The sequence below is a fragment of the Chania multitudinisentens RB-25 genome, assembly GCF_000520015.2.
GTDB classification, from domain to species: Bacteria; Pseudomonadota; Gammaproteobacteria; order Enterobacterales; family Enterobacteriaceae; genus Chania; species Chania multitudinisentens.
On sequence record NZ_CP007044.2, the window covers coordinates 4,071,235 to 4,097,936 of the forward strand.

The window sequence follows — 26,702 nt, forward strand, 5'->3', positions numbered from 1 at the left end:
TTAACCCGATGCTGATGACTCAGCTTGCCGCAGCGAAATACCGCTATTACCGTTGGCTACTCGCCAGTGCGGTTGGGTTGATTGTTTTATTGATTTCGCTGTATATCCGTTATTATCAGGAACTCCGCATTACAGAACAGAATCAGCAGGTGTTAACCACCCGCGTGAGCACCAAACTTAATGAATTACTGTTACCTGCCCAGCAGCAGGCCAAACGCCTCATGCCGCTGGTTGGGCAACCCTGTGATCTGAGCATACCGACACTGCGTTTTCGTGCTGCGCAAAACCAGGCACTGCGTTCAATTCTCTTGGTACAGGACGGCAATATTTATTGTTCAAGCCTGTTTGGCACACGCCATTATGAGTTTTCCGTTATTTTTCCAACCATGAATAATAATGGTGTGCAATTGGCACTTCGCCCTTCGCTGGCGGTTACCAAAGGCGCACCCACGCTGGCAATGTGGAGCCCGTTGGACAAGAATGCGACTCACGGCGTTCTGCACGTGTTCAATATCGAATTGCTGGCTAATTTTTTGCTCGAACCCCAAGAACCTTATGCCCACCAGATTGTGCTTAACGTTGGGGAATACAGCCTGATGTATGGCCAACGCGAAATTATTCTCGGCAACACACAATCCACCGGCTTACAGTACATCGCAAAATCAAGTCAGTATCCCTTCTCGATCTCACTGTTTGGCCCCAATGCCAGCACCTTAGCCCTGGCCGCCTTGCCACGCCATATCCCCTTGGCATTGATACTCAGCCTGCTGGCTGCCTATGTGGTGTATCTGATTGCGGCCAACCGCATAAGCCTGTCTTACTATATCGGTCATGCCATGACCCGCCGCGAATTCCGCGTTTATTGCCAGCCGATTATCAATAGCGATAATGGCCGTTGCCTGGGTATCGAAACGCTGTTGCGCTGGAAGAATAAACGGCAGGGATGGATTTCACCGGATGTGTTTATTCCACTGGCAGAGCAGCACCGCCTGATTATTCCACTCACCCGCTACCTGATAACCACCGTGGCAGAAAATCTCAATCTGTTCCCATCACGCCCGTCGTTTTATATCAGCATTAACGTTGCCGCAGAACATTTCAACACCGTCAGTATCATCGACGATATCCGCAACATCTGGCTACCGGCCAATCCCATAGCTTCACTAATGTTGGAACTGACCGAACGTACCGCCTTGTCAGAAATTCAGCATGAACAGATTAAAACGCTCAAAGAGATGGGGATCTTGTTAGCTATTGATGACTTCGGTACCGGCCACAGTTCGCTGAGTTACCTGAAAAACCTAAGCCCAGACGTGCTGAAAATCGATCGTGGCTTTACGGCTTCTATCGGAACCGACGCCGTTAACGCCACCGTCACCGATACCATCATTACGCTGGCACAGCGCCTGAAGATAAAAATGGTGGCGGAAGGGGTAGAAACTGAGGAACAAATGGATTACTTGCGTTTACGGGGCGTCAATGCCCTACAGGGCTACTATTTTGCCAAACCGATGCCAATCAATGTGTTTCCGTTATGGTTGCAGCAATATGAAGCCCGGCAGCGGACTATGTACAACAAAGCACCACCCCAGGCAACAGGCAAGCCGGAGGAAACCCCTCCGGCTTGAGTGAGGGCAGATGCTATTCGTAGTGAGGCATCACCTTGGTGATGCTGACCAGTTCAATGCGATATTCTGACACTTCAAGGATCTCAAAGCGTAGTTCATTCAGTTCCATAACGTCCCCCACAACCGGCATCTGGCCATAATGAGAAAGCAGGAACCCCGCCAAAGAAGCGTAGTCTTCCGTCGGGCTCACCAGGTTATCGCAATCCAGCTCCTGCTCCAGTGAATGCAGATCTGCGCCCCCTTTCACCAGCCAACGCTCACCGTCAACAATGATATCCGGTGTTTCGTCTTCGTCAGGAAACTCACCAGCAATCGCCTCCAGCACATCCAACGGTGTTACCAGCCCTTGTACCACGCCGAATTCATTCGTCACCACCACCAGGCGGCCTTTGGCACGGCGTAATACTGCCAAGAGCTTAATTACGTCCATCGTTTCCGGCACCACCATCGGTGGCGTGCGGGCTGCAAACTCGGCAATGTCCACGCCCTGCTCCAAAGCAACCAGCAAGTCTTTGGCACGTACCACGCCGATGATTTCATCCAGTTCGCCACGGCACACTGGAAACAGGCTGTGAGGTGTGTCCAGCAGTTGCTCCCGCACTTCTTCACGCGAACGTTCACAGTCTACCCAGGAGATCTCGGTACGCGGCGTCATCACACTGCGTAACGTTCGGGAGGCCAACGTCAGTACTCCACTGATCATATAGCGCTCCTCTTCCGCAAAGGTTTGATTCACTTTATGTGCAGCCTCTTCGTCCTGCGGTTGCTGCGCACGCTCCTGCCCCATCAGGCGCATAATGGCTTCCGCCGTACGTTCACGCATTGGGCGGCGCGCTTCATGTTTGATGAAGTTGCGACGGGCGACCTGATTAAACAGTTCAATCAGGATAGAGAAACCAATGGCCGCGTACAGATACCCTTTCGGTATGTGCAGGCCGAAACCTTCAGCAATCAAACTCAGGCCGATCATCAGCAAGAAGCTCAAACAGAGCACCACGATAGTCGGATGAGCGTTCACGAAGCGGGTTAACGGTTTTGACGCCAGCAACATTACGGCCATGGCAATCACCACCGCCGCCATCATCACCGGTAGTTCGTCCACCATCCCCACGGCGGTAATCACCGCATCCAGGGAAAACACCGCATCAAGAATGACAATCTGTACCACGACCGCCCAGAATTTAGCGTAACCCCGGTTGGCACCCCCTTGGTGGTTATGCCCTTCCAAGCGTTCGTGCAGTTCCATGGTGGCCTTGAACAACAGGAACACACCACCAAACAACAGGATCAAATCGCGGCCAGAGAAGCTGAAATCCGCCACGCTGAAAAGCGGTTTGGTCAGCGTCACCATCCAGGAAATGACCGACAGCAAACCCAGGCGCATCACCAGGGCCAGCGACAGGCCAAGAATACGGGCTTTATCACGCTGTTTAGGCGGCAGCTTATCGGCCAGAATGGCAATAAATACCAGGTTGTCGATACCCAGTACGATTTCCAGAACCACTAAAGTCAATAACCCCGCCCAGATCGAGGGGTCCATAAATATTTCCATATCAGACTCCAGAAGAAAGACAGGTTTGCTGAGCAGCGCTCAGACGTGACAAACCATACGCAGAAGTTGCGCTGGTAAAAATAACGGCGGAATGGAATTGCGATACCGGGAAAAAACCGACAGGCCAGGTGATGTTTTTGATGCCAACAGGTGGCGGATGAGTCTTTGAAAAACAGTAACTTCGGTGACAGTCCATAGGGAGGGCTGAGGCCCTTCACTCCTTAATGATGAAAGAAGAATGCACTCTAGCAGGAAATTTTTCAGCGGAAAAGTGGCTTCTGTTACTTTATGCCTTATTTTGCAACCTCTCCGTTGTTTAATTCCTCACACAACCTTCCTCATAGTCATTCGATCGGCCAATAGCAGAGCAATATCACAAAATTTATTTTTTCACGCACTAAAATAAATTAATGCTAATGAGAATTAGCTATGCAGAGATTTTTACAACGGAGCAAAACACATTAAGTGAGTGTTTATTTTTACTAAAAAACACATCTGAACTGTGGAAATGACTGCCAGGATGGCCACGAGAAAAACACATACGTACCTTAAGTTCAACGAGGAGGTAGTGAGTGGCAATAGCTATTATCATCGGCACGCACGGAACAGCAGCGGAACAATTGCTGAAAACAGCAGAAATGCTATTAGGCGAGCAACATAATGTGGCCTATATAGATTTTGTTCCCGGTGAAAACGCCGAAACATTAATCGAAAAGTACAACGGAAAAATCAGTGAACTGGACACCAGCAATGGCGTTCTGTTTCTGGTTGATACCTGGGGCGGCAGCCCGTTTAATGCGGCCAGCCGTATTGCTGTTGATAAAGCACACTATGAAGTGATCACCGGGGTTAACATTCCGATGCTGGTAGAAACCTTCATGGCACGCGATGACGATCCCAGCTTCGATGAATTAGTCGCGCTGGCACTGGAAACCGGGCGCGAAGGTGTAAAAGCGCTGAAAAAACCGCTAGACAGCCCTGTTCAATCTGTCGTTCCTCCCCCAAAAACTACCGCACCACCCACCCCACTCAGCCCTGATGAACGCATGAAGATTGGCCTGGCACGCATTGATGATCGTTTGATTCACGGCCAGGTTGCCACCCGTTGGACCAAGGAAACCAACGTTAGCCGTATCATCGTTGTCAGCGATGAAGTGGCTGCCGATCACGTGCGGAAAACCCTGCTGACGCAGGTTGCTCCACCGGGTGTTACCGCACACGTTGTTGATGTGGCAAAAGCCATTCGCGTGTGGGACAACCCGAAATATGGTGGAGAGCGCGTGATGTTGCTGTTCACCAATCCCACCGATGTGTGGCGTTTGGTGGAAGGTGGCGTGGCAATCAAGTCGGTCAATATCGGTGGTATGGCGTTTCGCCAGGGTAAAACCCAGGTTAATAACGCGGTGTCCGTCGATGCACAAGACATCGAAGCATTTAATAAATTGAATGCACACGGGATTGAACTGGAAGTCCGTAAGGTTTCGTCCGACACCCCGTTAAAAATGATGGACTTGATTAGCAAACTCAATTGATGGCCTGTGCTGTTAATTATTTTATTCAAAGTTCTTCGGTCATAGGAGAAGTACAATGGAGATTACCACTCTTCAGATTGTGCTGGTATTTATCGTTGCCTGTATTGCCGGGATGGGTTCCATTCTGGATGAGTTCCAATTTCACCGTCCATTAATCGCCTGTACGTTGGTTGGTATTGTTCTTGGTGACATGAAAACCGGGATCATCATCGGCGGCACGCTGGAGATGATTGCGCTGGGCTGGATGAATATCGGTGCGGCGGTAGCGCCAGATGCCGCATTAGCCTCCATCATTTCTACCATTCTGGTTATTGCCGGTGGGCAGAATATCGGTGCCGGTATCGCACTCGCCATTCCTTTGGCGGCGGCTGGCCAGGTATTGACCATCATCGTCCGTACTGTGACCGTGGCCTTCCAGCACGCGGCTGACAATGCGGCAGAACGCGGCAGCCTGCGCGCCATCACCTGGATACATATTTCTGCCCTGCTGTTACAGGCAATGCGTATCGCCATTCCTGCGGTGATTGTGGCGATCTCTGTCGGTACCGCAGGCGTTCATGCGCTGCTCAACTCGATCCCGGAAGTGGTGACCAGCGGCCTGAACATTGCGGGTGGCATGATCGTGGTAGTAGGTTACGCCATGGTCATCAATATGATGCGTGCTGGTTATCTGATGCCATTCTTCTACCTCGGCTTTGTTACCGCGGCCTTCACTGACTTTAACCTGGTTGCGCTTGGCGTAATTGGCGTGGTGATGGCGGTGCTTTATATCCAACTCAGCCCGAAATACAACAAGTCTCAGGTTGTTCAGGCCGGCCCGGCCAAAGCCAACGATCTTGATAACGAACTGGACTAGGAATAGGTGAAAGATATGGTTGATACAACAACTCAAAAGAAACTGACACCTGCCGATATCCGCGGTGTGTTTGTCCGCTCGAACCTGTTCCAGGGGTCGTGGAACTTCGAACGCATGCAGGCACTGGGTTTCTGTTTCTCCATGGTGCCGGTGATCCGTCGCCTGTACCCGGAAAATAACGATGATCGCAAACAGGCGATCAAACGCCATCTGGAATTTTTCAACACGCAGCCGTTCGTCGCAGCGCCAGTGCTTGGCGTAACCATGGCCATGGAAGAACAACGTGCCAACGGCGCCCCCATTGATGATGCGGCGATTAACGGCATTAAAGTGGGCCTGATGGGGCCACTCGCGGGCGTGGGCGACCCTATTTTCTGGGGGACAGTGCGCCCGGTGTTTGCCGCGCTGGGAGCAGGCATCGCTATGAGCGGCAGCCTGCTCGGCCCACTGCTGTTTTTCATCCTGTTCAACCTGGTACGCCTGCTGACCCGCTACTACGGTGTGGCTTACGGCTATAGCAAAGGGATCAATATCGTTAACGATATGGGCGGTGGTTTCTTGCAGAAACTGACGGAAGGGGCGTCTATTCTCGGCCTGTTTGTCATGGGGGCGTTGGTTAACAAATGGACGCACGTGAATATCCCAATGGTGGTGTCAAAAATCACTGACCAGACCGGGCAAACCAAGATAACCACGGTACAAACCATTCTCGATCAGTTGATGCCGGGCCTGGTGCCGTTACTGCTCACCTTTGGCTGTATGTGGCTGCTGCGCAGGAAAGTCAACGCATTGTGGATCATTATCGGCTTCTTCGCTATCGGTATTTTCGGGTATTGGATCGGCCTGCTGGGCCTGTAATCAGGTTAATAACCGGAGGGAAACCTCCGGTTTATTTATGAGGTAGTTAAATGTCGCTGACCGACGGTGTTTTAGTGATTTTTATTGTGCTGATGCTGCTCTACGCATTGTACGATGAATTCGGCATGAACCTGCTGAAAGGTAAAAATCTGCTGAAAATCCCGTTAAAGCGCAGCAATCGGCTCGATTGCCTGATTTTTGTTGGCTTGATTGCTATTCTGATTTACCACAACCTGATCAATCAAGGAGCCATATTAACCACTTATCTGCTTATTTCTCTGGCATTAATTGCTGTTTATATTGCTTATATTCGTTGGCCCAAGATGTTATTTAAATCTCAAGGCTTCTTTTACGCTAATACCTTTATTAAATATCAGCGAATTAAAGCAATGAATTTATCTGAAGATGGTATTTTAGTGATCGATTTAGAACAGCGGCGATTGTTGATCCAGGTCACACAATTAGATGATCTGGATAAAATTTACCATTTTTTTGTTGAAAATCAGTAAGAAAAATAATTCTCTCTTTTTCTCAAGGTAATAACCTGGCGTATTGGTGAATAACCTATCAGCAATGCGTCTATCTTATTGCGTATTATTCCCTCAATCTTAATGTGACCTTCATCCATTATTTACATCATCCAGCGCTTAATTGAAAATAGTTCTCAGTTTCATCTCGCTGAAACGAAAAATTAAAGGTTGTCTGCGATAAAAATATTATGGTAAGGTTGCGCCGTCATTGGGGAGTAGCCGGTTTTTGAGTCATCGCACTCAGAAACGCCCGTATCAACATACTCGTTTTGCAATCTGAAACGTGGTGCGGGCAGCCAAAGTGGTTGGCGAGACCATAGACACGTAGCTCCGTCGTATGGTTGGGGGTGGGTTACGTGTATATGGAGCCGCCCGGCCGAGGTTATTTAACATGAACCTGTCTGCAACTCTCATTCTTGCTTTTGGTATGTCTATGGACGCATTTGCCGTATCAATCGGTAAAGGCGCTACCCTGCACCAACCACGTTTTCGCGAAGCTATCCGTACCGGCCTGATTTTTGGCATCATTGAAGCCATTACTCCGTTGATTGGCTGGGCTATCGGGCTGTTTGCCAGCCAATACATTATGGAATGGGACCACTGGGTCGCCTTTGGCCTGTTGTTCATTTTGGGCACGCGTATGATCGTGGAAGGCGCCAAAAACAAACCGCACGAAGAACAGAAAGTAAAACGCCACGGTTTCTGGATATTGGTCACAACCGCCATTGCCACCAGCCTTGACGCGATGGCGATTGGCGTTGGTCTAGCCTTCCTGCAAGTTAATATCGTTCATACTGCCATGGCGATCGGTTGTGCCACCATGATTATGGCGACGCTGGGTATGATGATTGGCCGCTATATCGGCCCACTGCTGGGCAAGCGCGCAGAAATTCTTGGTGGGATCGTGCTCATTGGTATCGGCGTTAATATCCTGCTTGAACACTTAGGCTATCTTGCCTGATGTTTCATTGAAGCGTGAAAAACCTGCCTTGGCAGGTTTTTCTCTTTAATAGGAACGGCGGTGCCAACGAATCACAAAATCTGTCTCACAGGTAAATGCCTCTGTTTCTGCCAGTTCTTTCTGTAATTGTGGTGAAGCACGCCAGGCAAACGGCGTCATCTGCAACAAATTCGCCGCCTGTGCTCCTGGCAAAATCATTGGATAAGCCAATGACTCTGTTATTTCGCAACTGAATCCCGCAAGTTGCTCATCGTTTTCTGCATGCAACTGAACATCCTGGTAAACCTGCTGTTTTAGCTGGTAGAGATGGCGCGGGCCAGGCGACACCGTCATCACGATCCCCCCTGGTTTTACCACCCGCGCCAGTTCTTCCGCCTTACAGGGCGCATAGATACGTAATACCGCATCGAATGACGCGTCAGCAAACGGCAGGCGATGGCTGGAAGCGACACAGAATGACACCATCGGATAACGTTTGGCCGCATAACGGACCGCGATCTTGGCCACATCCAAGCCATACGCTGCCAACGCCCGTCTCTGGCGCAGTTGCTGCGCCAGCGCAGCGGTGTAATAGCCTTCTCCACAGCCAATATCCAGCAATGTGGCTTCTTCCGCAGGCAATGCCTCATCTAACAGCTCTGCAACCCGCTGTTGCAATGGCTGGTAATAGCCAGCGTCAAGAAAGACGCGCCGCGCCTGCATCATCTCAGCGCTATCACCCGGCTGCTTTGAGCGCTTATGCTGCACCGGCATTAAATTGACGTAACCTTCCTTAGCACAGTCGAATTGATGATTATTGGTACAGCGCCAATGCTGCTGGGTGTGATGCAACGGTTGGTGGCACAGAGGGCATTGATACGACATGGCTTGGATTCCAGAAAGATACGGCGCGCTTAGTCTAAAGAAGGCCTCTATACGATGCAAGACGGATACTTTCTGCTAACCAGATTGTCTACACTGGAACCAAACATCCGTTGCAGGTACAAAACGTTTATGACCGATTACTCCCCGCTCCTCAGTACTATTCCCAGCATCAAACATGGCTTTGGCAACAAGAGTGCCCTGCTGCCAGAATTGCTCCTGCCTTATCGTGCTACGCTGCCGGAAAAAAAACAGGTACATGGTGTGCGTATTGCAGATATTCATCATCCCGCCCAGGTGTGCGGCGAAGCGGATGGTTTCTTTACCCGTGAACCAGGTATTCTCATCAGCGTGCTGACCGCAGATTGCCTGCCGGTCATTTTCAGCCGCCACGACGGTAGCGCTATCGCAGCGGTTCACGCTGGCTGGCGCGGATTGCTGGACGGTATCCTTGAACAGATGGCACAGCGTATCAACCGTGAAGACCGTACCTCGCATTGGGTGGCCTCCATCGGCCCTGCTGCGGGTTCATGCTGCTACGAGGTCAGTGAAGAACTGATAACGCGTTTTCAGCAGGCTTTACCGCTGCCGCCTGAATTGATCAGCCCACATCATCACCATCTGGATTTGGCGGCTATTGCCGAAAACAAACTTCGAGCTTTGGGATTTGCTGCTGTCGATCACGCAGGCAGTTGCACCATCTGCACGCCAAACACTGATCCACGGCTACCCCAGCATTTTAAATACACCAGTTATCGCCGTAACAGCCACCGCCGCGCGGCAGATCCTCACCATCCTGGTATCAAAGGGCGCAATCAGTATTCCGGCATTATCATCACCAGTTAAAAAACTGGCTAATCGTAGAAACGAAAAAACCCGCACAGAGGCGGGTTTTTTGTACAGCTGACGCTGATTAGATAGCAGTAACGTTTACTGCTGATGGGCCTTTCTGGCCATCTTGGATTTCGAATTCAACGTTCTGGCCTTCAGCCAGGGTTTTGAAACCGTTACCCTGGATTGCAGAGAAGTGTACGAACACATCTTTGCTACCGTCAGCCGGAGTGATGAAACCGAAACCTTTAGACTCGTTGAACCACTTAACTTGACCTTTGATCTTTGCCATCTTGAGTATTTCCTTTGGATTGTTTAAACCGCCCGTAGGCGTTACATAGACAAACTAGAGTCGTTACTGCTTGAGGCACTAAGATAAGGATCGGCAGAGAAGCGGTATTCAACGCTAACGTCTTTACTCAGAACTTCTTTACTGAAAATGCCACACATATACAGAACTGTACCTCGTTTTACCCAGATGCGTTATCACATACTCTGTAAACGATGGCAAGCCATTTTTAATCACTAATCAACCTGTCGCACATATTTGAAACGGTCAAGCGCAAGAATAGCTTAAATACAGTAAAAGATGTTGAAGCTTCAACTACTTTCTGCTTTGTAAACGACCAGTGCTGTACTCCGCGTGCTGCCTGAATTTTAACAATTCTTTCAACCTGGCAGTTAATGTTTTTGACAAAATATAAGCGCCTGACGGCCAGAAAAGCGTAAAAAAATTTGAATCTTTATGGAATTTTATATACCAGATTTGAATATTGATAAACCGGTGAGTAAAGGCTTCACTGATCCGACCTTTAACGGCCTCTCCTGCTTGCCACAAGACAACATTGTCTTCTCTTACGGCATATGACGTTGCCCTCAAACAGTGCCTGATTGCCATTTAATAGTGCATAAGAATGCATTGCTCAAAATTATGCATTTTTAGAATGAAAAGCCATGAAATACCCACCACCGTTAGCAAATTAATACCTTGGTTTAACTGAGCTAGAGAAAATAAATAATAAGAATAACGGCTGATAACCAAAAGTTTATTTTCGTCTCGAATTAAAGAAATGGGCTGAGGAATTTTATTTTCGCACTTTAGTTTGGCCTTTTACCCATTTCCTCGCTGCCAAAGCGATACTGGGTGGCATACTCTGCCACCTTGAAAACCTTCGGTCTGGATATCTCAAAAGGGGATATCCAGATCAATCCGTTCACCAATTTTCAGCGGATAAAAACGATGCTGCTCAATTCCTGCCGCATTCAGTGCCCGATCCAATTGCTGAGGTGGCTCATCTAAAGACTCATCGGCCAATTCAAAAACCCCCCAGTGAATGGGAATGACCCGTGGGTAATTTAATTGCTGATACAGCATAACCGACTGTTCAGGGTCCATATGTTGTTCCTCCATGAACCACCTTGGTGCATAAGCGCCAATCGGTAAGGCGGCGATGTCAAATGGCCCTAGCCTGGTACCAATATCAACCAACCTCTTGGAGTAACCGCTGTCACCAGAGAAATAAAAACGCAGTGCCGGATGATGAACAACCCAGCCACACCACAGAGAACGGTTGCGATCCCAAGGTGTACGCATGCTCCAATGGCGCGCTGGCGTGGCATGAAATGTCATTTCATCCAATGTCACGCTTTCCCACCAATCCAGCTCAATCACCCGTTTGGCGGGGTAATGACTGAACCAGCGTTTGAGCCCCAGCGGCACAATAAAAGTAGCCTGGCGGAAACGCTTCGTCAGTTCCCTGATGGTGCGCCGGTCCAAATGATCATAATGATTATGGGAAATCAGTACCACATCCACCGCAGGTAACTGCTGGATCGTCACCGGGGGAGGCGTCTGACGTTTTGGGCCATAAAAACTCAAAGGTGAAGCTCGATATGACAAGACCGGGTCAATCAATACATAACGCCCGCTCAAACGCAGCAAAACCGAAGCATGGCCGAGCCACCAAACGCTATCCTGGCTGCCCTTGAGATCGGCTGCTTGCCACCAACGCTGGATAAACTGCTCATAACCAGCCTGCGGTGGCTTAGGTAAACCCAACTTTTTACGCTCTTCCTGCCAGCGTTTAAGATCCCCCTTTTGATGTAGCGTCGGCTCAGGATTACAAAATCCTTGTGGGGTATGGTGCTCTTTAGTGGCATCGTAATAACGATTAGTAATCTTCATTCCCTCTCCCTGCAATGCTGCAAGTGCTACAAGGCTGCCCACCCGTGACTTATGTCATCAGTATGATAAACAAGTCACCTTTTTGCTTAACCGGCAGCCATATAATCGGTAAGGGAATTAATATCGCAAAAAATCCATTAAGCATCAACGGCCTGCTCTTTCGGTTGATGGATACTGAACAGCTTTGCATTGAGAGATATGCCACCTGCACGGTGGCTTGCGACTCGTTTACGCCCTGCCCGGCGAGAGGCTTTTATCTGTTTTATTGGGCCTGAACAGGATCCTGCTGACTCAGCAGAAAACAAATCATGGCAGCTCGCAGTGGGCTGCTGCTCCCTGCTTGCCACTCGCCACGTAAGGTGGAGATGCTGGCCTGCCACTGTGGATTCTCACCTTGGCTGATGACATTAAGACTGATGTTGTTGGCACAGATGATAGGCCAGGCATCCGAAGGGTTCTTGCAATAGTCTTTACCTTTCACACCGCCGTAAGGATACCATTTTGCCGGGTCTTCCCCGGTCATTAACGCGATACTGCGGTTCACTTCAGCGTCGCTTTCTTTATACCATTCAATCATTAGCTATATCCGCCTTCCGTTAAGTTAGCGTTACATTACGGTGCTAATAAGACAGATTTATGACAATCAATGTGCTTTTCGTATCGATCTGGTTAACGTTTATATACGGTTGCATTTCACATATGCTGGCAGTCACTACCCTGTCCACAATTGGAATGACCTGCCATGTTATCTGGACTTAATCACCTGACGTTAGCAGTCAGCGACGTTGAACGCAGTTTTGATTTTTATGTCAACCTATTGGGCTTTAGCCCTAAGGCGCGTTGGCAGCAGGGAGCTTATCTGACATTGGGTGAATTGTGGTTATGCTTGTCATTGGATGATATGCGCAATCGGCAGGCTGAGCGTAATTATACTCATTATGCTTTTAGCGTAGCCCCCGCAGATTTCGCAAGCATTGCCGCACATTTGCGTACCCATGGTGTAAAAGAGTGGAAAAATAACCATAGCGAAGGAGAATCGCTGTATTTTCTCGATCCCGATCGGCATGCGCTGGAAATCCATTGCGGTGATCTGGCCAGCCGTCTGGCGGCCTGCCGAGAGAATCCCTATCAGGGCATGGTGTTTTACTGAAAGCGGAATGAAGATAAAGCGCTCCGGCCTGAAATAACCGGCTTGTTCTTCACCTTCTCACCCACCAGCGGTGCTCTTAACGTTCTGGAACAAAACCTTTAAAACTCAGGGCTGGGCCGAGGTCATCCTCATCAAGCGGGGCTTTATCTCCCTGGGTGTGTTGTGCCAGCATTTTTAACAATGCAGTTTGCTGGCGCTGCTGCTCGGCAATTTCCTGTAATAGGTGAATCTGTTCATTAGCACGCACACTGGCTCGATTCACCAGAAACCAAACCCACAACCCCAATGACACGGACAAAATCACAACAACAATGGATATCAGGCCAGATGGGCCATAACCTAAATCGAACATGAACAACCCTACCTACTGCATAAACTGAATCACTATATTAACACTCCCTTTAAAACCACCAACAGGTTTACTGGAAATTGTTATTACACTCTGTTACCAAGGGACGAGCCGTGTGAGCGAGCAGATACCATAGGCAAACTCACCTCCTTGATCACAATATCTATCCAAGGCGAGCAGATAGAAGAACAAGCAAGCTATCAGAGCCGCCACGATCACCAAGATTTTATTTCTCCCCAAAATATTAGCAACCTCATTGTTACCTTGTTAATATAATGAAAATCCTAGCACAACCAATCTAAACAAAGTTTAACCCATCATTTAGATTTATCTTTCAAACTTCCCTGGGTTTGATACCCAGTTGCGTCACACAATCATCACATTGGGTGGTTTATTTTCACCCTCCGCGATGCAAACCAACGGGCAATCTCAACCACTGCCAAGCAGCGGTTGATGGATTATTCTCGGTTGAATTTCATCTCAATCAGCGCAATCGCTTTTTCTATCGCCCGTTTAGTGATGGGATCAGCACCGGCAGGATGCGTTGAAAAATCGATATTCTTCAATTGGCTAGCCATTTTTTCCCGTACTTCGGTCGGCGCAATAACGTCGATCACGTCCAGAATCTGCTTGATAACCAGTTGGCAGGCAACCAGATCAGAAACCAATTCCTGATCGTTGCTCAGTATTTCAGACATTGTCACTTCCTTCTCAATACAAACATCGTACAGAATACCATGCTGCTGTACGCTTTACCGCATTGAGAGATTTTAGGTTGGAGCGAATGAGCTTGCAGAGATATACGGCCATCGTCAGATGGCCAAAGATTATGATGACGGGGTTTCTTTACTCACACACCGTCATCATTTAACCAGGATGAATCTGTTTACACTTTGATTTCACGGTTCTTCACCTCCCACACCTTCCGCGTTATTCACCATTATCACTGGCGCAGCCATAAATGCAGCAACACCGACAATAACAACAAGAGTAACAATCACTGTTATTAACATGCGATCACCTCATCAACATGACGTTGTTACGGTTAACTCTTTGTTTAGGTTAATGACATTTCGGATCTGAATCACTCAGGATCAGTGATTGCAGTAATTTCAGGTTAGCTGGCTTTTCCGTAAGCTGACAAGTTATTCCACAGGCTTTTTCTTTGCCCATGCATCGTATCATCCACCACCTTTTTGTCCAAGGCGGCAAGTTGTGTATACTCCCCAGCAATGACGATCTTACACAGACCCACTGATGATACAAGAACACCATCTCTCATTAGTCTGCGCCCTGAGCAAATGGGTTGAAACGCACCTCGGACGAGTCATCCATCTGGAAGAGTTGGCCGAATATTCCGGCTACTCACTGTGGCATATGCAGAAGTTGTTCAAAGAAGCGACCGGCATCTCTTTGGGTAAATATATTCGCGAACGCCGCCTCGCCGGAGCGGTCTACCAGTTGCGCAGCAGTGAAGCTTCAATTTTTGATATCGCGCTGGATTTCGGCTTCGGCTCTCAGTCGCATTTCACTTACATGTTCAGAAAACGTTTTAATATCACGCCTTATGATTTCCGCCAGGATCTGAGCGTGGATCTGCACATCGCTCCCCCATTGCACATCATTCACCAGAAAATGGCCTGAATCACGCTTCAGCCACTGTAGCCCGCCGCCAATAATGCCAGGATGGCTAACAATGCGGGTAATGCCTGCACCAGAAGGATTTTACGGCTGGCAGTCAGGCCGCCAAAAATGCCGGCCACCAGCACACAACCAAGAAAGAACAGTTGAATCGCCATATCATGGCGCAGCGCCCCCCACAGTAACCCCACAGCAAGAAAGCCGTTATACACGCCCTGATTTGCCGCCAACACATGCGTGGCGGCAGCAAACTCTGCGGTTGTGCCAAAAGCTCGTCTGCCTACGGGTTTTTGCCACAGAAAAACCTCCAGCACAAAAATATAAATATGCAGGACGGCAACAAGACCAACCAGAATTGTGGCAATGAGTATCATATTTTATGACGCTTTTTGGAGAGAATTGATATATGAAAGTATAAACCTTATATCCAATTTATCTATACTGTTTATCATTATAAAAAACCCGCTGCAGCGAGCGGGTTTTATTAACCATTTAGAGTCAATTCAGCATAACGGTGAGCAGCATTGCAATTGCAACCCAAAATACTGCTGTCACAATCACAACATGGAATAACCTTGCACGAGAGAGTAATTGGTTCATAGCGCCTCCACAAACTTCGGCTAGTTAACAGACCAAATCTACCCGATGACATTAACTTTAGTTTAGCACAGTTTTTTTTATTTTTGCCAGGCCACTTCCCCATTAAATGATCTCATCGACAAATCCTGCGTCTTATTCAACACCTGATGGAGCTTTGCCTACAATAACAATAACGGTATTAACGCGGAGGCTATAAAAGAATTATGTACGCATTAGTGATGTTTGTTTGCTATCTGGATGGTGGCTGTGCTGACATAGTGCTCGATGTGCTGCGTGATGAGCAGCAATGCCTGGCCGTGATGCAGGAACAGCAGCTTCGCCACGCCGGATGCTACCCGATTGAAGATTTCATTGATGGTTTCTGGTTCTCTACTGACCAGGGCCAAAACATGCATCGTTAATATAATTTAATATTAGCGAAATTATCTATTTTCGATGATTCAATATGCGGCAATACTTTCCCACTCAAATAGGGCACTCAGGAAATATACACCTCTTTAGAGGTAAGTGATATTACTCGAACCATTAATTTAAAATGCACCAGGCTTTCCTGCCCACCATCGGCCAATACCTGATTTCCCCCGGTTAAATACAACATCACAATTAATACTTCACTGCTTTTAATCGCTGGAATAGCAGCATAACTCACTGCGCTATTTCTCGTTCTCGCTATTAACACCGAGCACGAGAAATAGCCGTAGCGCAGAGAGTTTCAAAACAGGGTATTACGAGGTACTTCGATCAACATCATGCCAGCACGTAATCCTAAAGCGACCGCGGGATTAGGGAACAATATCCACTCAGTATCATGTTGTACCCGATATACTTCTCCTGGCTGTTCACACAATAACGTTCCCTGCACCAATTCAGTAAAGTTGGCTGTGTCATTGCTAAGGTAAAGTTTGAATGCTTCACTGCGCTTAATCAGTGATTGTGCAACGCGAAATACCCGCATTGGTCGCTGTGTGCGTGGTGGTAAAGGCGCTGCGCTGATAAACGCCCGCAGAGCCTGGTGGATGTCAGCAAATTGTTGTAAATCGTTGCTGCCAAATGGCCGCGCCTTCCCCAGTTCCAACGTACAACTGGCGGCCTGCATCTGTTCACTGGAAAAATGGCTGAAAGTGCCCCCCGGAGCCTGGTGGATCACGACAGCATCTAACGCAGCGGCATCCAACAATGCCAGCATTTCCGCACTGTATGGGCATTGCTGGAACGGCAATAGGCCAAAGCGTGGTAAGCACGATTCGCGGATCGCCGTATGTAAATCGAAGTGAAAGCGTGCAGCACTTTCTCCGGCAAAGAAAGCACTGATGGCCTGCTCCAACTGCTGCGCCCGCGCAGTTTCCCCACTAGGTTCAAACTGAGCGTAACGGCCACCGAACATGCGGTTCATATCACTGGTCAGATAGCGTTTACCAGCACGCATCGCAGGCGGATTACCCAGCACCACCAGCAAACGTACCGCCAACGGCCTGGTACCCGCGAGTATCTCACCCACACATTGGTTAAGTAATTCAATAGGTGCCGTTTCATTGCCATGGATACCGGCCGAAATTACCACCGCCCGTTGATAGCCGTGCAGCGGGCAGATTTCGAATAACCCTTCGCCCAGCCATTGCCAACGCAATTTGGCGTTTTCACCACAGGGTGACGCTGGCTCTTCCCCCGCCAACGTCAGGGCTAATAAGTCAATCATAGATTGCTCCGGCTATTGCTGGAACGGGTAAACAGAACCCAATCCAAGGATGGAGGTCAGGGTATCCAGCGCCTCACGCCCTTCACGCAGCAACTGCGGGTCAGCCAGATCATGCTGCGTCAGGCGATCGCGATAGTAACGATCAACCCACTGGTTCAATGTGGCAAACAGCGTATCGTTCATCAGCACCCGTGGATTTATTGCCCGCAGCTCTGGCTCATTCATTGCCACCCGTAGCCGCAGGCAGGCAGGACCGCCGCCGTTGCGCATGCTTTCACGCAGGTCGAATACCTTGATTTCATCAATCGGCCCACCACTGGCCACCATTTCCGTCAGGTATTGCCAAACCCCGGCATGCTGACGAGATTCTTCCGGTACCACAATCATCATCCGGCCAGCAGGTTTGGTCAGGATTTGGCTGTTAAACAGGTAGGTCGCCACCGCATCCGCAACGCTGACGCGCGCGGTTGGCACTTCGATCGCCACCAGTTCAGTTTCCACTGCCGCCATTTGGCGCCGGAGCTGTTCCAATCCCTGCTGCTGGTGCCAGAAGGCTTGCTGATGATGAAAAAGAACCTGTTGATTGCTGACCGCAATCACATCGTTATGGAACACCCCTTGATCGATCACTTCCGGGTTCTGCTGCAAAAATACGGTATGCTCCGGGTCCAACTGGTGCAAACGGGCAATCGCCTCACTGGCTTCCCGCGTCTGCCGCGCCGGATAGCGCACAGGTGCCTGCTTTCCGCCAAACTCCTGGCGGCCATAAACAAACACCTGCACCCCGCGCTTGGCATAATCACCACCTAGCCGGTTATGATTAGCCGCCCCTTCATCACCAAATAAAGCCACCTGCGGCAACGCATCATGATGGATGAAATACTGCCGATCGCTAAAGATCGCCTGCAACACGGCAGAGGTGGTTTCCGCCTCAATTGCACGATGGAACTTGTTATTCAGGTTGGCAGCGGTGAAGTGTATTTTACCATCGGCGCTGTCAGCCGAAGGCGACACCGTTGCCGCATTGGCCGTCCACATAGCAGACGCTGAACTGAGAGCCGAAAGCAGCTGCGGCGCAGTGCGCATCGCCTGCACCAGCACACTTTCGTCAGAACCACAGAACCCCAACTTACGCAGCATCGGCAGATGCGGGCGTTCCTGCGGCGGTAACACCCCTTGCTGAAAGCCCAAATCTGCCAGCGCTTTCATTTTCAGCAGGCCCTGCTTAGCCGCCAACTGCGGATTGGATACGGCATGGCGGTGTTGTGTCGAGGCTTCATTACCAAACGACAGCCCTGCATAGTGGTGCGTTAAACCGACCAACCCATCGAAATTGACTTCATATCCCAACATCTTTCTCTCCTGCGGGCCTCAGTTAAACGACAAGCCGGGGGCCAAACTGGTTGGCAAGCTCAGGTCGGGGCTTTCCAGCGAAGCCATCGGCCAGGCGCAGTAATCCGCCGCATAGAATGCACTGGGCCGATGGTTACCCGAAGCCCCTACGCCACCAAAGGGGGCAGCACTGGATGCCCCGGTCAAGGGTTTGTTCCAGTTCACAATACCAGCGCGCGCTTCCAGCAGCAGTTGCTCGAACAGCCCACGCTGCGGTGACACCAGCCCAACAGACAGCCCATAGCGCGTGTTATTGGCAATACGCAGTGCTTCGTCGAAACTGTCGTAGCGGATAATCGTGGTCAGCGGGCCGAAGTATTCTTCGTCCGGCACATTAGCAACGCCCGTGACTTCAATAATTCCGGGGCTCAGTAGCGCACTGCCGCTTTCCAACTGCCGCAGCGTCAACAACGCTTTTCCCCCTAATGCCAACAAGTGCTGCTGTGCCGCCAGCATTTTCTCTGCCGCCGCCGTTGAGATCACTCCGCCCATAAACGGCTGTGGCTCGGCATCCCAGCGGCCAATGCGTAAGGTTCCCGCCACCTGAACCAGTCGTTCGATAAAAGCATCCCCTTCCTGCCCGCGCTTCACCAGAATACGGCGCGAACAGGTGCAACGCTGCCCAGCAGAGATAAACGCCGATTGGATCGCCAGGTTCACCACCGCATCGCGATCTTCAACCTGTTCAACGATCAGCGCGTTATTGCCCCCCATCTCCAATGCCAGGATTTTTTCCGGCTGGCCAGCAAGCTGGCGATGCAGGTGATAACCGGTACTGGCACTGCCGGTGAACAGCAACCCATCGATATCCGAACTGGCAGCCAACGCTTCACCGGTTGCACGCCCGCCCTGCACCAGATTGATCACCCCAGCCGGTAAACCCGCCTGCAACCAGAGTTTCAGCGTTGCCTCTGCCGTCAATGGCGTCAGTTCACTCGGTTTAAACACCAAGGTGTTACCCGCCAGCAAGGCGGGCACAATATGGCCGTTCGGCAGATGCCCAGGAAAATTATACGGCCCGAATACCGCCAACACACCGTGCGGGCGATGGCGCAATACGGAAGCACCATCAGCCATGGCTGTTTCTGTTACGCCAGTGCGCGTCTGATAGGCCTGTAGCGATATCCCCACTTTGCCGATCATCGCCTGCACTTCGGTCAACGTTTCCCAACGCGGCTTGCTGGTTTCACGGCTGATGATCTCTGCCAAAACCTGTTTATGTTCTTCCAGCAGGGCGGCAAAGCGTTTGACCAACGCTTCACGCTGGGCAAACGGCGTGCGAGCCCAGGTAGAAAAAGCACCGCGTGCCGCTGCACAGGCGGCCGCAACATCGGCAGCATCCGCCGCGTTAGCCTGCCACAACGGTTGGTTATCCACCGGATCGGTTTTACTGAAGGCGGCCCCTTGGCCTACCCGCCAAGCCCCGTTAATCAACAATGCAGGATGTGACATCAGGCTTTCTCCTGTGCAATAAGCGTGATTACCCGTACCTGGCTGCCTTGTTCCACACCGAGCGCTGCCGCAGTTTCGGCATTGATACGCAAACGGTCGTCATACAATTCGGCATGCACCAACAGTGCGCGGTAATGCGGATAATTATCGTTGGCCACCAGATACGCTGGGGCATCGCTGCCCACCACGGCGTTATCCAATACCACCTTCACCAGTTTGCTGCTTTTTACCGCACGGATTTCGTCGATCTCCGCCTCCAGCGTTGGGCCACCGTCGAAGATATCAACATACCCTTGATAACGCAGCCCTTCCGACTCCAGCAATTTGCGCGCCGGGGCCGTCTGCGGGTGGACTTCACCGATCACCTTCTGAGCATCTTCAGCAAGAAAATCAACGTACAGCGGGTGTTTTGGCATCAACTCGGCGATAAAAGCTTTTTGCCCGGTGCCACTCAGGTAATCCGCTTTGGCGAACTCAATAGAAAAGAAATGGCGGCCCACGCTTTCCCAAAACGGTGAACGGCCATGCTCATCGGAAAAACCACGCATTTCAGCAATCACCTTGCGGGAGAAATGCTCGCGGAACGCCGATATAAACAGGAAACGCACTTTAGACAGCAGTTTACCGTTCTCACCATGCCGATAGTCGGGATCGAGGAACAGCGTACACAATTCCGAATGCCCGGTATGGTCGTTACTCAGAAACAGCGTCGGCACCGATTTATACACATTAAGCTGTTTTGACGCATGAACCTGTGTGCCAACCCGGAAACTGTACCAAGGTTCAGATAACCCTACGGCCACCTCAATGGCACTCACGCCAACCACTTGTTGACGTTCAGTGTCTTCCAGCGCAAACAGGTAGCACTGTTCACTTTTCGGCAGTTCGCCTTGCCAGGTTTTTAACGCCCGTTCAATACGTGCCGACAGGGTCGCTTCATTCTGCGGCAAAGAAGTCAGGCCAATACCGGATTTACTGGCGAGCGTCAGTAAATCAGCCAGATCGCGACGCGCTATAGGGCGAATAATCATCATGATGCGAACCTCGAAAATCGTTTCCCTAACCGTCTTGCAAGTCAACCCGTTTTAGCTGTGACTTGCTACCGCTAGGGATAGGCCGCACCGCACAAGTGCGGCCACTTTATCAACTGCAAATTCGCGCAATAGCACGTGCGAATCGCGCCAACCCTTCTTTCACATCCTGTTCTGGGATGATCAGTGAAGGGGTAAAGCGCACCACATCCGGGCCTGCGATCAGGGCAATCACCCCTTCTTCGTTGGCCAGTTGGGTGATCTGTTTGGCTTTGCCTGCAAAATCCTTATTCAGTACGCACCCGATCAGCAAGCCACCACCGCGAATCTCCGCAAAAATCGGGTACTGCTGATTGATCTGGTTCAACCCATCAATAAACCACTGGTGGCGCTGTTTTACCCCTTCCAGCACTGCCGGGGTATTAATCAGCGAGAACACCATCCCGGCTACGGCAGCCGCCAGTGGGTTACCGCCGTAGGTCGTGCCATGCGTACCAACGCTCAACGTTGTTGCCAGCCTGTTGGTGGTGAGCATGGCGCCAATCGGGAAACCGCCCCCCAACGCTTTCGCAGTGGTCAGGATATCTGGCACCACCGCATACTGCATATAAGCATACAGATGCCCGGTGCGGCCCACGCCGGTTTGCACCTCGTCAAAAATCAGCAGTGCACCATGGCGGTCGCACAGCTCACGCAGCCCTTGCAGGAACAGCGGATCGGCTGGCAATACCCCCCCTTCCCCCTGGATTGGCTCAACGATCACCGCACAGGTTTGTGCATTAATCACTTCTGCCGCTGCGGCCAAATCGTTAAACGGCGTATGGATAATTCCACCGGGCAAGGGGGCAAAATCCTGCGAATACTTCGGTTGGCCACCTGCTGAAACGGTAAACAACGTGCGGCCATGGAAAGCATTATTGAACGCCACAATCTGGTTCTTTTCGCTACCGCTATTATCCAGAGCATATTTGCGCGCCAATTTCAGCGCGGCTTCGTTGGCTTCCGCCCCGGAATTACAGAAAAAGACTTTGTCGGCAAAGGTGGCGTCAATCAGCTGTTTTGCCAACCGCAGCACGGGTTCATTGGTATAACCGTTGCCTAGGTGCCATAGCTTGCCTGCCTGCTCAATCAACGTGGCTTTCACCTGTGGATGCGCATGCCCCAAAGCGTTCACGGCGATCCCGCCGGCAAAATCAATGTAAGATTTACCTTGTTGATCCCAAACCTGTGAACCTTCGCCCTGCACAAGAATAAAATCAGCAGGGGCATATACCGGTACCATCCAGTCATCGAAAGACTGACGGGTAACTGCAATTGGCTGTTCCATAGTGACCTCATAACTTCAGCAAAAGCTGAATTTTGACTGTAAGAGCCGTTCCTACACCGGAAGTAACACAAAAAACCTCTCGCTGAAGCGGTTTGCTGACCAACGATTATTCTCCTCACCGCCCGCCATGCAGATACAAATCTGTTACATAAGATCGGTTTTTCGCTATATTTGCCGTATTTCTCGCCCGGAACGGGGAATAAATGTTAATGAACAGTTAAAATACATGTCATTTAATAAAGAGTGTAGAGCAGCTATCGTGCCAGATTGGGTTTTTCAGTGAATTTTATAATTTTTTACGTTAAAACAACAAGTTACAATGCATAAATATTCAATATTTATGCATTGCTAATGAATAATGGGAAAAATACGGTGTAAAATCACCATTGGCGGCGAAATCCTATTCAATCGCAGAATTCTTCTGTTTTTCTGATCGCGCTCGCAAAAATAATTTGGCCCAAGAGAGGCTCTTGCGCACTTACGCCTCAAATTGGTGCATTGCATGCACTCAATGAGGGCAAACCACCCTCATGCCGCACCTAGGCTACCGCCACACTTTTTGCCTGCTCGCCGCCATACAAAATAAGCACCATTAGCTACACTTTGATTGCACCAATCCACGGTTCTCCGTTATTTGAGGAGCCAGCATGCCTAAGAAAGCCTTTGATCCCAGCCAACCCGCAGCGGAACACAACATTGCCGCTTTTCTGCACGTTTTGAATACCAGTGCGGCTAAACCGATAGAGCACATGAGGCCGAAAGAGGCCCGCAAAACATTGGAAGCCACCCAACGCAGCGTAGAGGTGCCGCTGCGTGACGTTGAGATTGAAGAAAAAACCATTCGCGCGTTAGGAAAAGACCTCCTGTTGCACATCGTGCGCCCTAGCAGAGTGAAGGGGAAATTACCGGCATTTATGTTCTTTCATGGCGGGGGCTGGGTATCAGGTGATTTCTCTACTCATGAACGGCTGGTGCGTGATTTGGTTTATCATTCTGGGGCCGCTGCCGTTTTCGTCAATTACAGCGCGTCACCAGAGGCGCACTATCCCACCGCCATTCATCAGGCTTACGCCGCCACGGAATGGGTGGCAGAATTTGGCGAAAAAATCAATGTTGATGGCACTCGCTTGGCCGTGGTGGGTAACAGCGTTGGCGGCAATATGGCAGCGGTAGTGAGCCTGATGGCCAAAGAGAAAGCCGCTCCGGCATTACGCTGCCAGATCCTGCTGTGGCCGGTGACACACGCCAGTTTTGATAGCGAGTCATATCATCAGTTCGCTGAAGGCTATTTCCTGACACGTAATAGGATGAAATGGTTTTGGGATAATTACCTTCCCGATAAAGCGCTGCGTAAAGAAGCCTACGCCTCTCCCCTCAATGCTTCACCGGAGCAACTGCAAGGTTTGCCACCGGCCCTGGTGCAAACCGCAGAACTGGATGTGCTGCGCGACGAAGGTGAAGCTTATGCCCGCCTGCTGAACGCCGCTGGCGTTGAGGTTACCGCCACCCGGTATAACGGGTTGATCCACGATTATGGTTTGTTAAACCCCATAGCCCATGTTCCAGCGGTACATGCCGCCCTCCACCAGGCCGGGCGGGCATTAAAGCATTATCTGTCTTAACCTATACCACCGGCTCCAATTCTCGGATCAGTCTGGCTAACGTCTTGATCGCCGTTTCATGTTTGTCGCTCCAGTCGAAAGACGCATTCAAGCGGAAACAGTGGTCAAAATGGTTGCTGGTGGTAAACATCCGCCCAGGGGCAATACTGACCCCCTCGGCCAGTGCGCGTTGATACAGCACCATGGCAGATTGCTCAGGCCGCAATTCCAGCCACAAAAAATAACCGCCAACCGGTTGGCTGACTTTGACCGTTGGCGGGAAATAATGGGCAATCGCCTGGCTCATCACACTTTGCCGCAAAGCCAGCAAACGGCGTAAGCGGCGCAAATGGGTATCATACCCGCCGTGCAGCAGGTAATCCGCGATCGCCATTTGCATGGGTACGCTGGTTGAAACGGTACTCAACAATTGCAGCCGCTGGATCTGTGGCGCATAGCGCCCAGCCGCCACCCAACCCACACGGAACCCCGGTGCCAGGCATTTGGAAAACGACGAGCAATGCAGAATCTGGCCATCACTGTCCAGCGCTTTGGCTGGCAGCGGGCGATCGGCGGCAAAGTACAGTTCACCGTACACATCATCTTCAATCAATGAGATCTGGCGCTCATGCAGCAAGCTGACCAAGCGTTGCTTGTTCTTCTGGGGCATAGTGGCGCCCTGTGGATTCTGGAAATTGGTCATCAACCAGCAGGCTCTGATCGGGTACTGCTCCAGCGCTTGCTGTAACGAATCCAGATCGATGCCATCTTGCGGATGAGTGGCAATCGCCACTGCCTTCAACCGCAGGCGTTCCAAGGCCTGTAACGCGCCATAAAATGCCGGAGATTCAATCGCCACATAGTCACCCGGCTGCGTCACCGCCTGTAGACTGAGGTTCAGTGACTCCATCGCACCGGCAGTGATCACGATCTCATCCGGCACCACCTGTATGCCACTCAATACGTAACGCTGGGCAATATGGCGACGCAAGGCCTCATTCCCTGGCGGCAGATTGGCTAACGAGTTGTGTGGGGTGAATTTGCGTGCCACACCGCTCAATGCTCGCGCCAACTTTGGCTGCATAAACAGCGTAGCATCAGGAAAAGCAGAACCAAATGGCACAATCTCTGGGTCTTTACACGCCTGTAACACGTCGAAAATAAAGGTGTTGATATCAACCTGTTCACTCAATAACAGCTTTTCACTACGCACCACCTGCGGCAGTGGCTGAGCATGGGCAGCCACGTAATAACCGGACTGTGGCCGGGCAACAATCCAGCCCTGGCTTTCCAGCAATTGGTAAGCTTGTACCACCGTCATCAAACTCAGCCCGGCGCGTTTACCACTTTCGCGTAGCGAAGGCAGCTTATCACCGGCACGCCATACCCCACTCTGGATTTGTTCGCGCACCTGCTGGGCAAGTTGTTCGTATCTGGTCATGTGATCCCAATTACATTAACTGTTATAGGTAAAAATGAATTAATCAAAATTATTATAACTGTACTTTAGAGATCATTGCTCACTGAGCGCTGAATAAAAAAAGCAACCGCTTTACTTAATTTTTACCACCTGGGCATGATGAATCTACGGTTTGCGCCCCATTGCCGCCAGAAAACGCTGCTGCAATACCAGTAATGTTTTCAGATCCAGGCACTGATAATCCAAACCATATTGCGCAGCTACGTCGGCAATGATTCTGGCCAACGCTGGATAATGCCGGTGGCTCCAGTGGGGGAAGAGATGATGAGTCAGATGCAGATTGGCCCCGCCCAGCCAATACCCCAGCCATTGCGGGGAAGTCTGCCAGTCAAAAGTGGTGGAAAACACGTGCTGATACCAACCATGTTGTACCGCCGGAGCCTGATAAAACCGTGCTTTCGCCCAATGAGTGCCAACGATCAGCATGACAAACACCAGTGACGACAGCATCTGGCTCAACAAATAAACCAGCAAGACGGTCGTGATACCCAGCACGGGCGACATCAGCCACAGGGGTATTACCAATGCCAAGGTGAAATGAGCCAGTTTACTCAGCAGAAACATCCCCCAGCCTTGCGCCCCCTGAAGCCGCATTTTAGGGGTAATACGCGTTTTCCCAGCCCGATCCAGCCAATCAAATAGCCAGATGTAGTACGGGAAGGTCAGCGCGGCCACAAGCGGCCAATAATATTGCTGCACCCGCATAAAGGCTTTGCGGCGCTGGAACGGGGTTTGCCGCAGCACGCCGTTAGCTTCAATATCGGGGTCGTAACCTTCGATATTATTGTAAGCATGGTGAAAAATAACATGCCGCACGCGCCAGCAATCGGCATCCAATCCTAATGGCATACTGACAAAAAAGTTCAGCCAGTGGTTCAGGCTCGCTCGTTTGAAAAAGGCGTTGTGTGAAGCGTCATGCACCACGTTAACCGTCAGCATCATGGCGGAAAAGATAAAACCGGCATACCAGCCGAAATAGGCCCAACCGTTGTGTTGCCGCAAACTGGCGTAATAGCAGAAGGCACACAGCAGGATCAGCACCAGCACCTTGGCGAACATCCCGCCGTCGGCAAAACGGTGATCGCCCCGTTGCGCCAGATAGGCCTGACTGGCGCGCACCAACACTTGGTTGATATGCCCGTTCTCACGCTGAAAAGCCAACGGGGGCAGCGGCGTCGTATCCGGCATT

Annotated in this window: 29 protein-coding genes and 1 riboswitch; of the genes, 11 read left to right on the plus strand and 18 right to left on the minus strand. The window is 50.6% G+C overall.

All coding sequences use genetic code 11. The annotated features are described in order from the left end of the window. Positions 1–8 precede the first annotated feature (8 nt). Positions 9–1,628: an EAL domain-containing protein gene (locus Z042_RS17995; RefSeq protein WP_024910230.1), complete on the plus strand. Its 1,620-nt coding sequence runs from the start codon at positions 9–11 to the stop codon at positions 1,626–1,628. Positions 1,629–1,641: 13 nt separating this feature from the next. Here Z042_RS17995 and Z042_RS18000 read toward each other — a convergent pair whose 3' ends face one another. Continuing rightward, on the minus strand, positions 1,642–3,180 hold the full coding sequence (locus tag Z042_RS18000) for a TerC family protein (RefSeq protein ID WP_024910229.1): 1,539 nt from the start codon (positions 3,178–3,180) through the stop codon (positions 1,642–1,644). 572 nt (positions 3,181–3,752) lie between these two features. On the opposite strand from Z042_RS18000, the gene manX reads away from it, so the two are divergent. The 5 genes from manX to mntP all read left to right on the plus strand — a co-directional run bounded on the left by manX (position 3,753) and on the right by mntP (position 7,917). Continuing rightward, complete coding sequence (gene manX / locus Z042_RS18005; RefSeq protein WP_024910228.1) at positions 3,753–4,712, plus strand: PTS mannose transporter subunit IIAB; 960 nt, start codon at positions 3,753–3,755, stop codon at positions 4,710–4,712. 55 nt (positions 4,713–4,767) lie between these two features. After that, positions 4,768–5,568 carry a PTS mannose/fructose/sorbose transporter subunit IIC gene (locus Z042_RS18010; protein ID WP_024910227.1) on the plus strand — a complete coding sequence of 267 codons (801 nt, stop codon included), beginning with the start codon at positions 4,768–4,770 and terminating at the stop codon, positions 5,566–5,568. A gap of 15 nt (positions 5,569–5,583) precedes the next feature. After that, positions 5,584–6,426: a PTS mannose transporter subunit IID gene (locus Z042_RS18015; RefSeq protein WP_024910226.1), complete on the plus strand. Its 843-nt coding sequence runs from the start codon at positions 5,584–5,586 to the stop codon at positions 6,424–6,426. Positions 6,427–6,476: 50 nt separating this feature from the next. Next, positions 6,477–6,935 (plus strand): DUF986 family protein, encoded by a 459-nt coding sequence (locus Z042_RS18020; protein ID WP_024910225.1) that lies wholly within the window; start codon positions 6,477–6,479, stop codon positions 6,933–6,935. A 219-nt stretch (positions 6,936–7,154) separates the two neighbouring features. Next, positions 7,155–7,335: riboswitch (yybP-ykoY riboswitch) on the plus strand. A 12-nt stretch (positions 7,336–7,347) separates the two neighbouring features. Next, on the plus strand, positions 7,348–7,917 hold the full coding sequence (gene mntP / locus Z042_RS18025; protein ID WP_024910224.1) for a manganese efflux pump MntP: 570 nt from the start codon (positions 7,348–7,350) through the stop codon (positions 7,915–7,917). A 45-nt stretch (positions 7,918–7,962) separates the two neighbouring features. On the opposite strand, the gene rlmA is transcribed toward mntP, so the two are convergent. After that, positions 7,963–8,781, minus strand: coding sequence for a 23S rRNA (guanine(745)-N(1))-methyltransferase (gene rlmA, locus Z042_RS18030; protein ID WP_024910223.1), 819 nt, complete (start codon positions 8,779–8,781; stop codon positions 7,963–7,965). A 129-nt stretch (positions 8,782–8,910) separates the two neighbouring features. Here rlmA and Z042_RS18035 point away from each other — a divergent pair, with 129 nt between their 5' ends. After that, complete coding sequence (locus Z042_RS18035; protein WP_024910222.1) at positions 8,911–9,624, plus strand: purine nucleoside phosphorylase YfiH/LACC1 family protein; 714 nt, start codon at positions 8,911–8,913, stop codon at positions 9,622–9,624. Positions 9,625–9,691: 67 nt separating this feature from the next. Here Z042_RS18035 and cspE read toward each other — a convergent pair whose 3' ends face one another. From cspE to Z042_RS18055, 4 genes are all read right to left on the minus strand, one after another. Continuing rightward, positions 9,692–9,901 carry a transcription antiterminator/RNA stability regulator CspE gene (gene cspE, locus Z042_RS18040; RefSeq protein ID WP_002221949.1) on the minus strand — a complete coding sequence of 70 codons (210 nt, stop codon included), beginning with the start codon at positions 9,899–9,901 and terminating at the stop codon, positions 9,692–9,694. A 41-nt stretch (positions 9,902–9,942) separates the two neighbouring features. Beyond that, the gene (locus Z042_RS25255; RefSeq protein ID WP_002211058.1) at positions 9,943–10,059 is read right to left on the minus strand and encodes a DUF2627 domain-containing protein; all 117 of its coding nucleotides are present in this window, start codon (positions 10,057–10,059) and stop codon (positions 9,943–9,945) included. A 736-nt stretch (positions 10,060–10,795) separates the two neighbouring features. Next, complete coding sequence (locus Z042_RS18050; protein WP_024910220.1) at positions 10,796–11,794, minus strand: MBL fold metallo-hydrolase; 999 nt, start codon at positions 11,792–11,794, stop codon at positions 10,796–10,798. 262 nt (positions 11,795–12,056) lie between these two features. Continuing rightward, complete coding sequence (locus Z042_RS18055) at positions 12,057–12,371, minus strand: phage protein NinX family protein (protein ID WP_024910219.1); 315 nt, start codon at positions 12,369–12,371, stop codon at positions 12,057–12,059. A 165-nt stretch (positions 12,372–12,536) separates the two neighbouring features. On the opposite strand from Z042_RS18055, the gene fos reads away from it, so the two are divergent. Next, positions 12,537–12,944 carry a fosfomycin resistance glutathione transferase gene (fos, locus tag Z042_RS18060; RefSeq protein ID WP_024910218.1) on the plus strand — a complete coding sequence of 136 codons (408 nt, stop codon included), beginning with the start codon at positions 12,537–12,539 and terminating at the stop codon, positions 12,942–12,944. Between the two features lie 76 nt (positions 12,945–13,020). Here fos and Z042_RS18065 read toward each other — a convergent pair whose 3' ends face one another. The 3 genes from Z042_RS18065 to Z042_RS18070 all read right to left on the minus strand — a co-directional run bounded on the left by Z042_RS18065 (position 13,021) and on the right by Z042_RS18070 (position 13,991). After that, positions 13,021–13,296 carry a YebO family protein gene (locus tag Z042_RS18065; RefSeq protein ID WP_024910217.1) on the minus strand — a complete coding sequence of 92 codons (276 nt, stop codon included), beginning with the start codon at positions 13,294–13,296 and terminating at the stop codon, positions 13,021–13,023. Positions 13,297–13,389: 93 nt separating this feature from the next. Beyond that, positions 13,390–13,512, minus strand: a complete 123-nt coding sequence (gene mgrB / locus Z042_RS26915; protein ID WP_202901305.1) for a PhoP/PhoQ regulatory lipoprotein MgrB — start codon at positions 13,510–13,512, stop codon at positions 13,390–13,392. Positions 13,513–13,751: 239 nt separating this feature from the next. Continuing rightward, a complete protein-coding gene (locus tag Z042_RS18070; RefSeq protein WP_024910216.1) occupies positions 13,752–13,991 on the minus strand; it encodes a DUF2766 family protein in 240 nt (79 codons plus the stop codon). 559 nt (positions 13,992–14,550) lie between these two features. Here Z042_RS18070 and Z042_RS18080 point away from each other — a divergent pair. After that, positions 14,551–14,937: a helix-turn-helix domain-containing protein gene (locus Z042_RS18080; RefSeq protein WP_024910215.1), complete on the plus strand. Its 387-nt coding sequence runs from the start codon at positions 14,551–14,553 to the stop codon at positions 14,935–14,937. Between the two features lie 8 nt (positions 14,938–14,945). Here Z042_RS18080 and Z042_RS18085 read toward each other — a convergent pair whose 3' ends face one another. Continuing rightward, a complete protein-coding gene (locus Z042_RS18085; protein ID WP_024910214.1) occupies positions 14,946–15,308 on the minus strand; it encodes a DUF1304 domain-containing protein in 363 nt (120 codons plus the stop codon). A 429-nt stretch (positions 15,309–15,737) separates the two neighbouring features. Here Z042_RS18085 and Z042_RS18090 point away from each other — a divergent pair, with 429 nt between their 5' ends. Beyond that, positions 15,738–15,935: a YdfD/YebW family protein gene (locus Z042_RS18090; RefSeq protein ID WP_024910213.1), complete on the plus strand. Its 198-nt coding sequence runs from the start codon at positions 15,738–15,740 to the stop codon at positions 15,933–15,935. Positions 15,936–16,012: 77 nt separating this feature from the next. Here Z042_RS18090 and Z042_RS26140 read toward each other — a convergent pair whose 3' ends face one another. From Z042_RS26140 to Z042_RS18115, 6 genes are all read right to left on the minus strand, one after another. Beyond that, a complete protein-coding gene (locus tag Z042_RS26140; RefSeq protein WP_154666994.1) occupies positions 16,013–16,183 on the minus strand; it encodes a hypothetical protein in 171 nt (56 codons plus the stop codon). 63 nt (positions 16,184–16,246) lie between these two features. After that, positions 16,247–17,230: a succinylglutamate desuccinylase gene (astE, locus tag Z042_RS18095; RefSeq protein ID WP_024910212.1), complete on the minus strand. Its 984-nt coding sequence runs from the start codon at positions 17,228–17,230 to the stop codon at positions 16,247–16,249. A 12-nt stretch (positions 17,231–17,242) separates the two neighbouring features. Then, complete coding sequence (astB, locus tag Z042_RS18100) at positions 17,243–18,583, minus strand: N-succinylarginine dihydrolase (RefSeq protein WP_024910211.1); 1,341 nt, start codon at positions 18,581–18,583, stop codon at positions 17,243–17,245. Positions 18,584–18,601: 18 nt separating this feature from the next. Next, a complete protein-coding gene (gene astD / locus Z042_RS18105) occupies positions 18,602–20,074 on the minus strand; it encodes a succinylglutamate-semialdehyde dehydrogenase (protein ID WP_024910210.1) in 1,473 nt (490 codons plus the stop codon). Continuing rightward, positions 20,074–21,108, minus strand: coding sequence for an arginine N-succinyltransferase (gene astA, locus Z042_RS18110; RefSeq protein WP_024910209.1), 1,035 nt, complete (start codon positions 21,106–21,108; stop codon positions 20,074–20,076). The genes astD and astA overlap by 1 nt, the downstream gene beginning before the upstream one ends. 109 nt (positions 21,109–21,217) lie before the next feature. Then, a complete protein-coding gene (locus Z042_RS18115) occupies positions 21,218–22,432 on the minus strand; it encodes an aspartate aminotransferase family protein (protein ID WP_024910208.1) in 1,215 nt (404 codons plus the stop codon). A gap of 647 nt (positions 22,433–23,079) precedes the next feature. On the opposite strand from Z042_RS18115, the gene Z042_RS18120 reads away from it, so the two are divergent. Beyond that, on the plus strand, positions 23,080–24,054 hold the full coding sequence (locus tag Z042_RS18120) for an alpha/beta hydrolase (RefSeq protein ID WP_024910207.1): 975 nt from the start codon (positions 23,080–23,082) through the stop codon (positions 24,052–24,054). A 1-nt stretch (position 24,055) separates the two neighbouring features. Here Z042_RS18120 and Z042_RS18125 read toward each other — a convergent pair whose 3' ends face one another. Both Z042_RS18125 and Z042_RS18130 read right to left on the minus strand, forming a co-directional pair. Further along, positions 24,056–25,474, minus strand: a complete 1,419-nt coding sequence (locus Z042_RS18125; protein WP_024910206.1) for an aminotransferase-like domain-containing protein — start codon at positions 25,472–25,474, stop codon at positions 24,056–24,058. Positions 25,475–25,618: 144 nt separating this feature from the next. After that, positions 25,619–26,701 (minus strand): fatty acid desaturase family protein, encoded by a 1,083-nt coding sequence (locus Z042_RS18130; RefSeq protein WP_024910205.1) that lies wholly within the window; start codon positions 26,699–26,701, stop codon positions 25,619–25,621. Position 26,702 lies beyond the last annotated feature (1 nt).

Coding starts and splice junctions, on each gene's coding strand:
- Z042_RS17995 (WP_024910230.1), top strand. CDS start 9: ATGCTGATGACTCAGCTTGCCGCAGCGAAATACCGCTATTACCGTTGG.
- Z042_RS18000 (WP_024910229.1), bottom strand. CDS start 3,180: ATGGAAATATTTATGGACCCCTCGATCTGGGCGGGGTTATTGACTTTA.
- Z042_RS18010 (WP_024910227.1), top strand. CDS start 4,768: ATGGAGATTACCACTCTTCAGATTGTGCTGGTATTTATCGTTGCCTGT.
- Z042_RS18015 (WP_024910226.1), top strand. CDS start 5,584: ATGGTTGATACAACAACTCAAAAGAAACTGACACCTGCCGATATCCGC.
- Z042_RS18020 (WP_024910225.1), top strand. CDS start 6,477: ATGTCGCTGACCGACGGTGTTTTAGTGATTTTTATTGTGCTGATGCTG.
- mntP (WP_024910224.1), top strand. CDS start 7,348: ATGAACCTGTCTGCAACTCTCATTCTTGCTTTTGGTATGTCTATGGAC.
- rlmA (WP_024910223.1), bottom strand. CDS start 8,781: ATGTCGTATCAATGCCCTCTGTGCCACCAACCGTTGCATCACACCCAG.
- Z042_RS18035 (WP_024910222.1), top strand. CDS start 8,911: ATGACCGATTACTCCCCGCTCCTCAGTACTATTCCCAGCATCAAACAT.
- cspE (WP_002221949.1), bottom strand. CDS start 9,901: ATGGCAAAGATCAAAGGTCAAGTTAAGTGGTTCAACGAGTCTAAAGGT.
- Z042_RS25255 (WP_002211058.1), bottom strand. CDS start 10,059: ATGTGTGGCATTTTCAGTAAAGAAGTTCTGAGTAAAGACGTTAGCGTT.
- Z042_RS18050 (WP_024910220.1), bottom strand. CDS start 11,794: ATGAAGATTACTAATCGTTATTACGATGCCACTAAAGAGCACCATACC.
- Z042_RS18055 (WP_024910219.1), bottom strand. CDS start 12,371: ATGATTGAATGGTATAAAGAAAGCGACGCTGAAGTGAACCGCAGTATC.
- fos (WP_024910218.1), top strand. CDS start 12,537: ATGTTATCTGGACTTAATCACCTGACGTTAGCAGTCAGCGACGTTGAA.
- Z042_RS18065 (WP_024910217.1), bottom strand. CDS start 13,296: ATGTTCGATTTAGGTTATGGCCCATCTGGCCTGATATCCATTGTTGTT.
- Z042_RS18070 (WP_024910216.1), bottom strand. CDS start 13,991: ATGTCTGAAATACTGAGCAACGATCAGGAATTGGTTTCTGATCTGGTT.
- Z042_RS18080 (WP_024910215.1), top strand. CDS start 14,551: ATGATACAAGAACACCATCTCTCATTAGTCTGCGCCCTGAGCAAATGG.
- Z042_RS18085 (WP_024910214.1), bottom strand. CDS start 15,308: ATGATACTCATTGCCACAATTCTGGTTGGTCTTGTTGCCGTCCTGCAT.
- Z042_RS18090 (WP_024910213.1), top strand. CDS start 15,738: ATGTACGCATTAGTGATGTTTGTTTGCTATCTGGATGGTGGCTGTGCT.
- astE (WP_024910212.1), bottom strand. CDS start 17,230: ATGATTGACTTATTAGCCCTGACGTTGGCGGGGGAAGAGCCAGCGTCA.
- astB (WP_024910211.1), bottom strand. CDS start 18,583: ATGTTGGGATATGAAGTCAATTTCGATGGGTTGGTCGGTTTAACGCAC.
- astD (WP_024910210.1), bottom strand. CDS start 20,074: ATGTCACATCCTGCATTGTTGATTAACGGGGCTTGGCGGGTAGGCCAA.
- astA (WP_024910209.1), bottom strand. CDS start 21,108: ATGATGATTATTCGCCCTATAGCGCGTCGCGATCTGGCTGATTTACTG.
- Z042_RS18115 (WP_024910208.1), bottom strand. CDS start 22,432: ATGGAACAGCCAATTGCAGTTACCCGTCAGTCTTTCGATGACTGGATG.
- Z042_RS18120 (WP_024910207.1), top strand. CDS start 23,080: ATGCCTAAGAAAGCCTTTGATCCCAGCCAACCCGCAGCGGAACACAAC.
- Z042_RS18125 (WP_024910206.1), bottom strand. CDS start 25,474: ATGACCAGATACGAACAACTTGCCCAGCAGGTGCGCGAACAAATCCAG.
- Z042_RS18130 (WP_024910205.1), bottom strand. CDS start 26,701: ATGCCGGATACGACGCCGCTGCCCCCGTTGGCTTTTCAGCGTGAGAAC.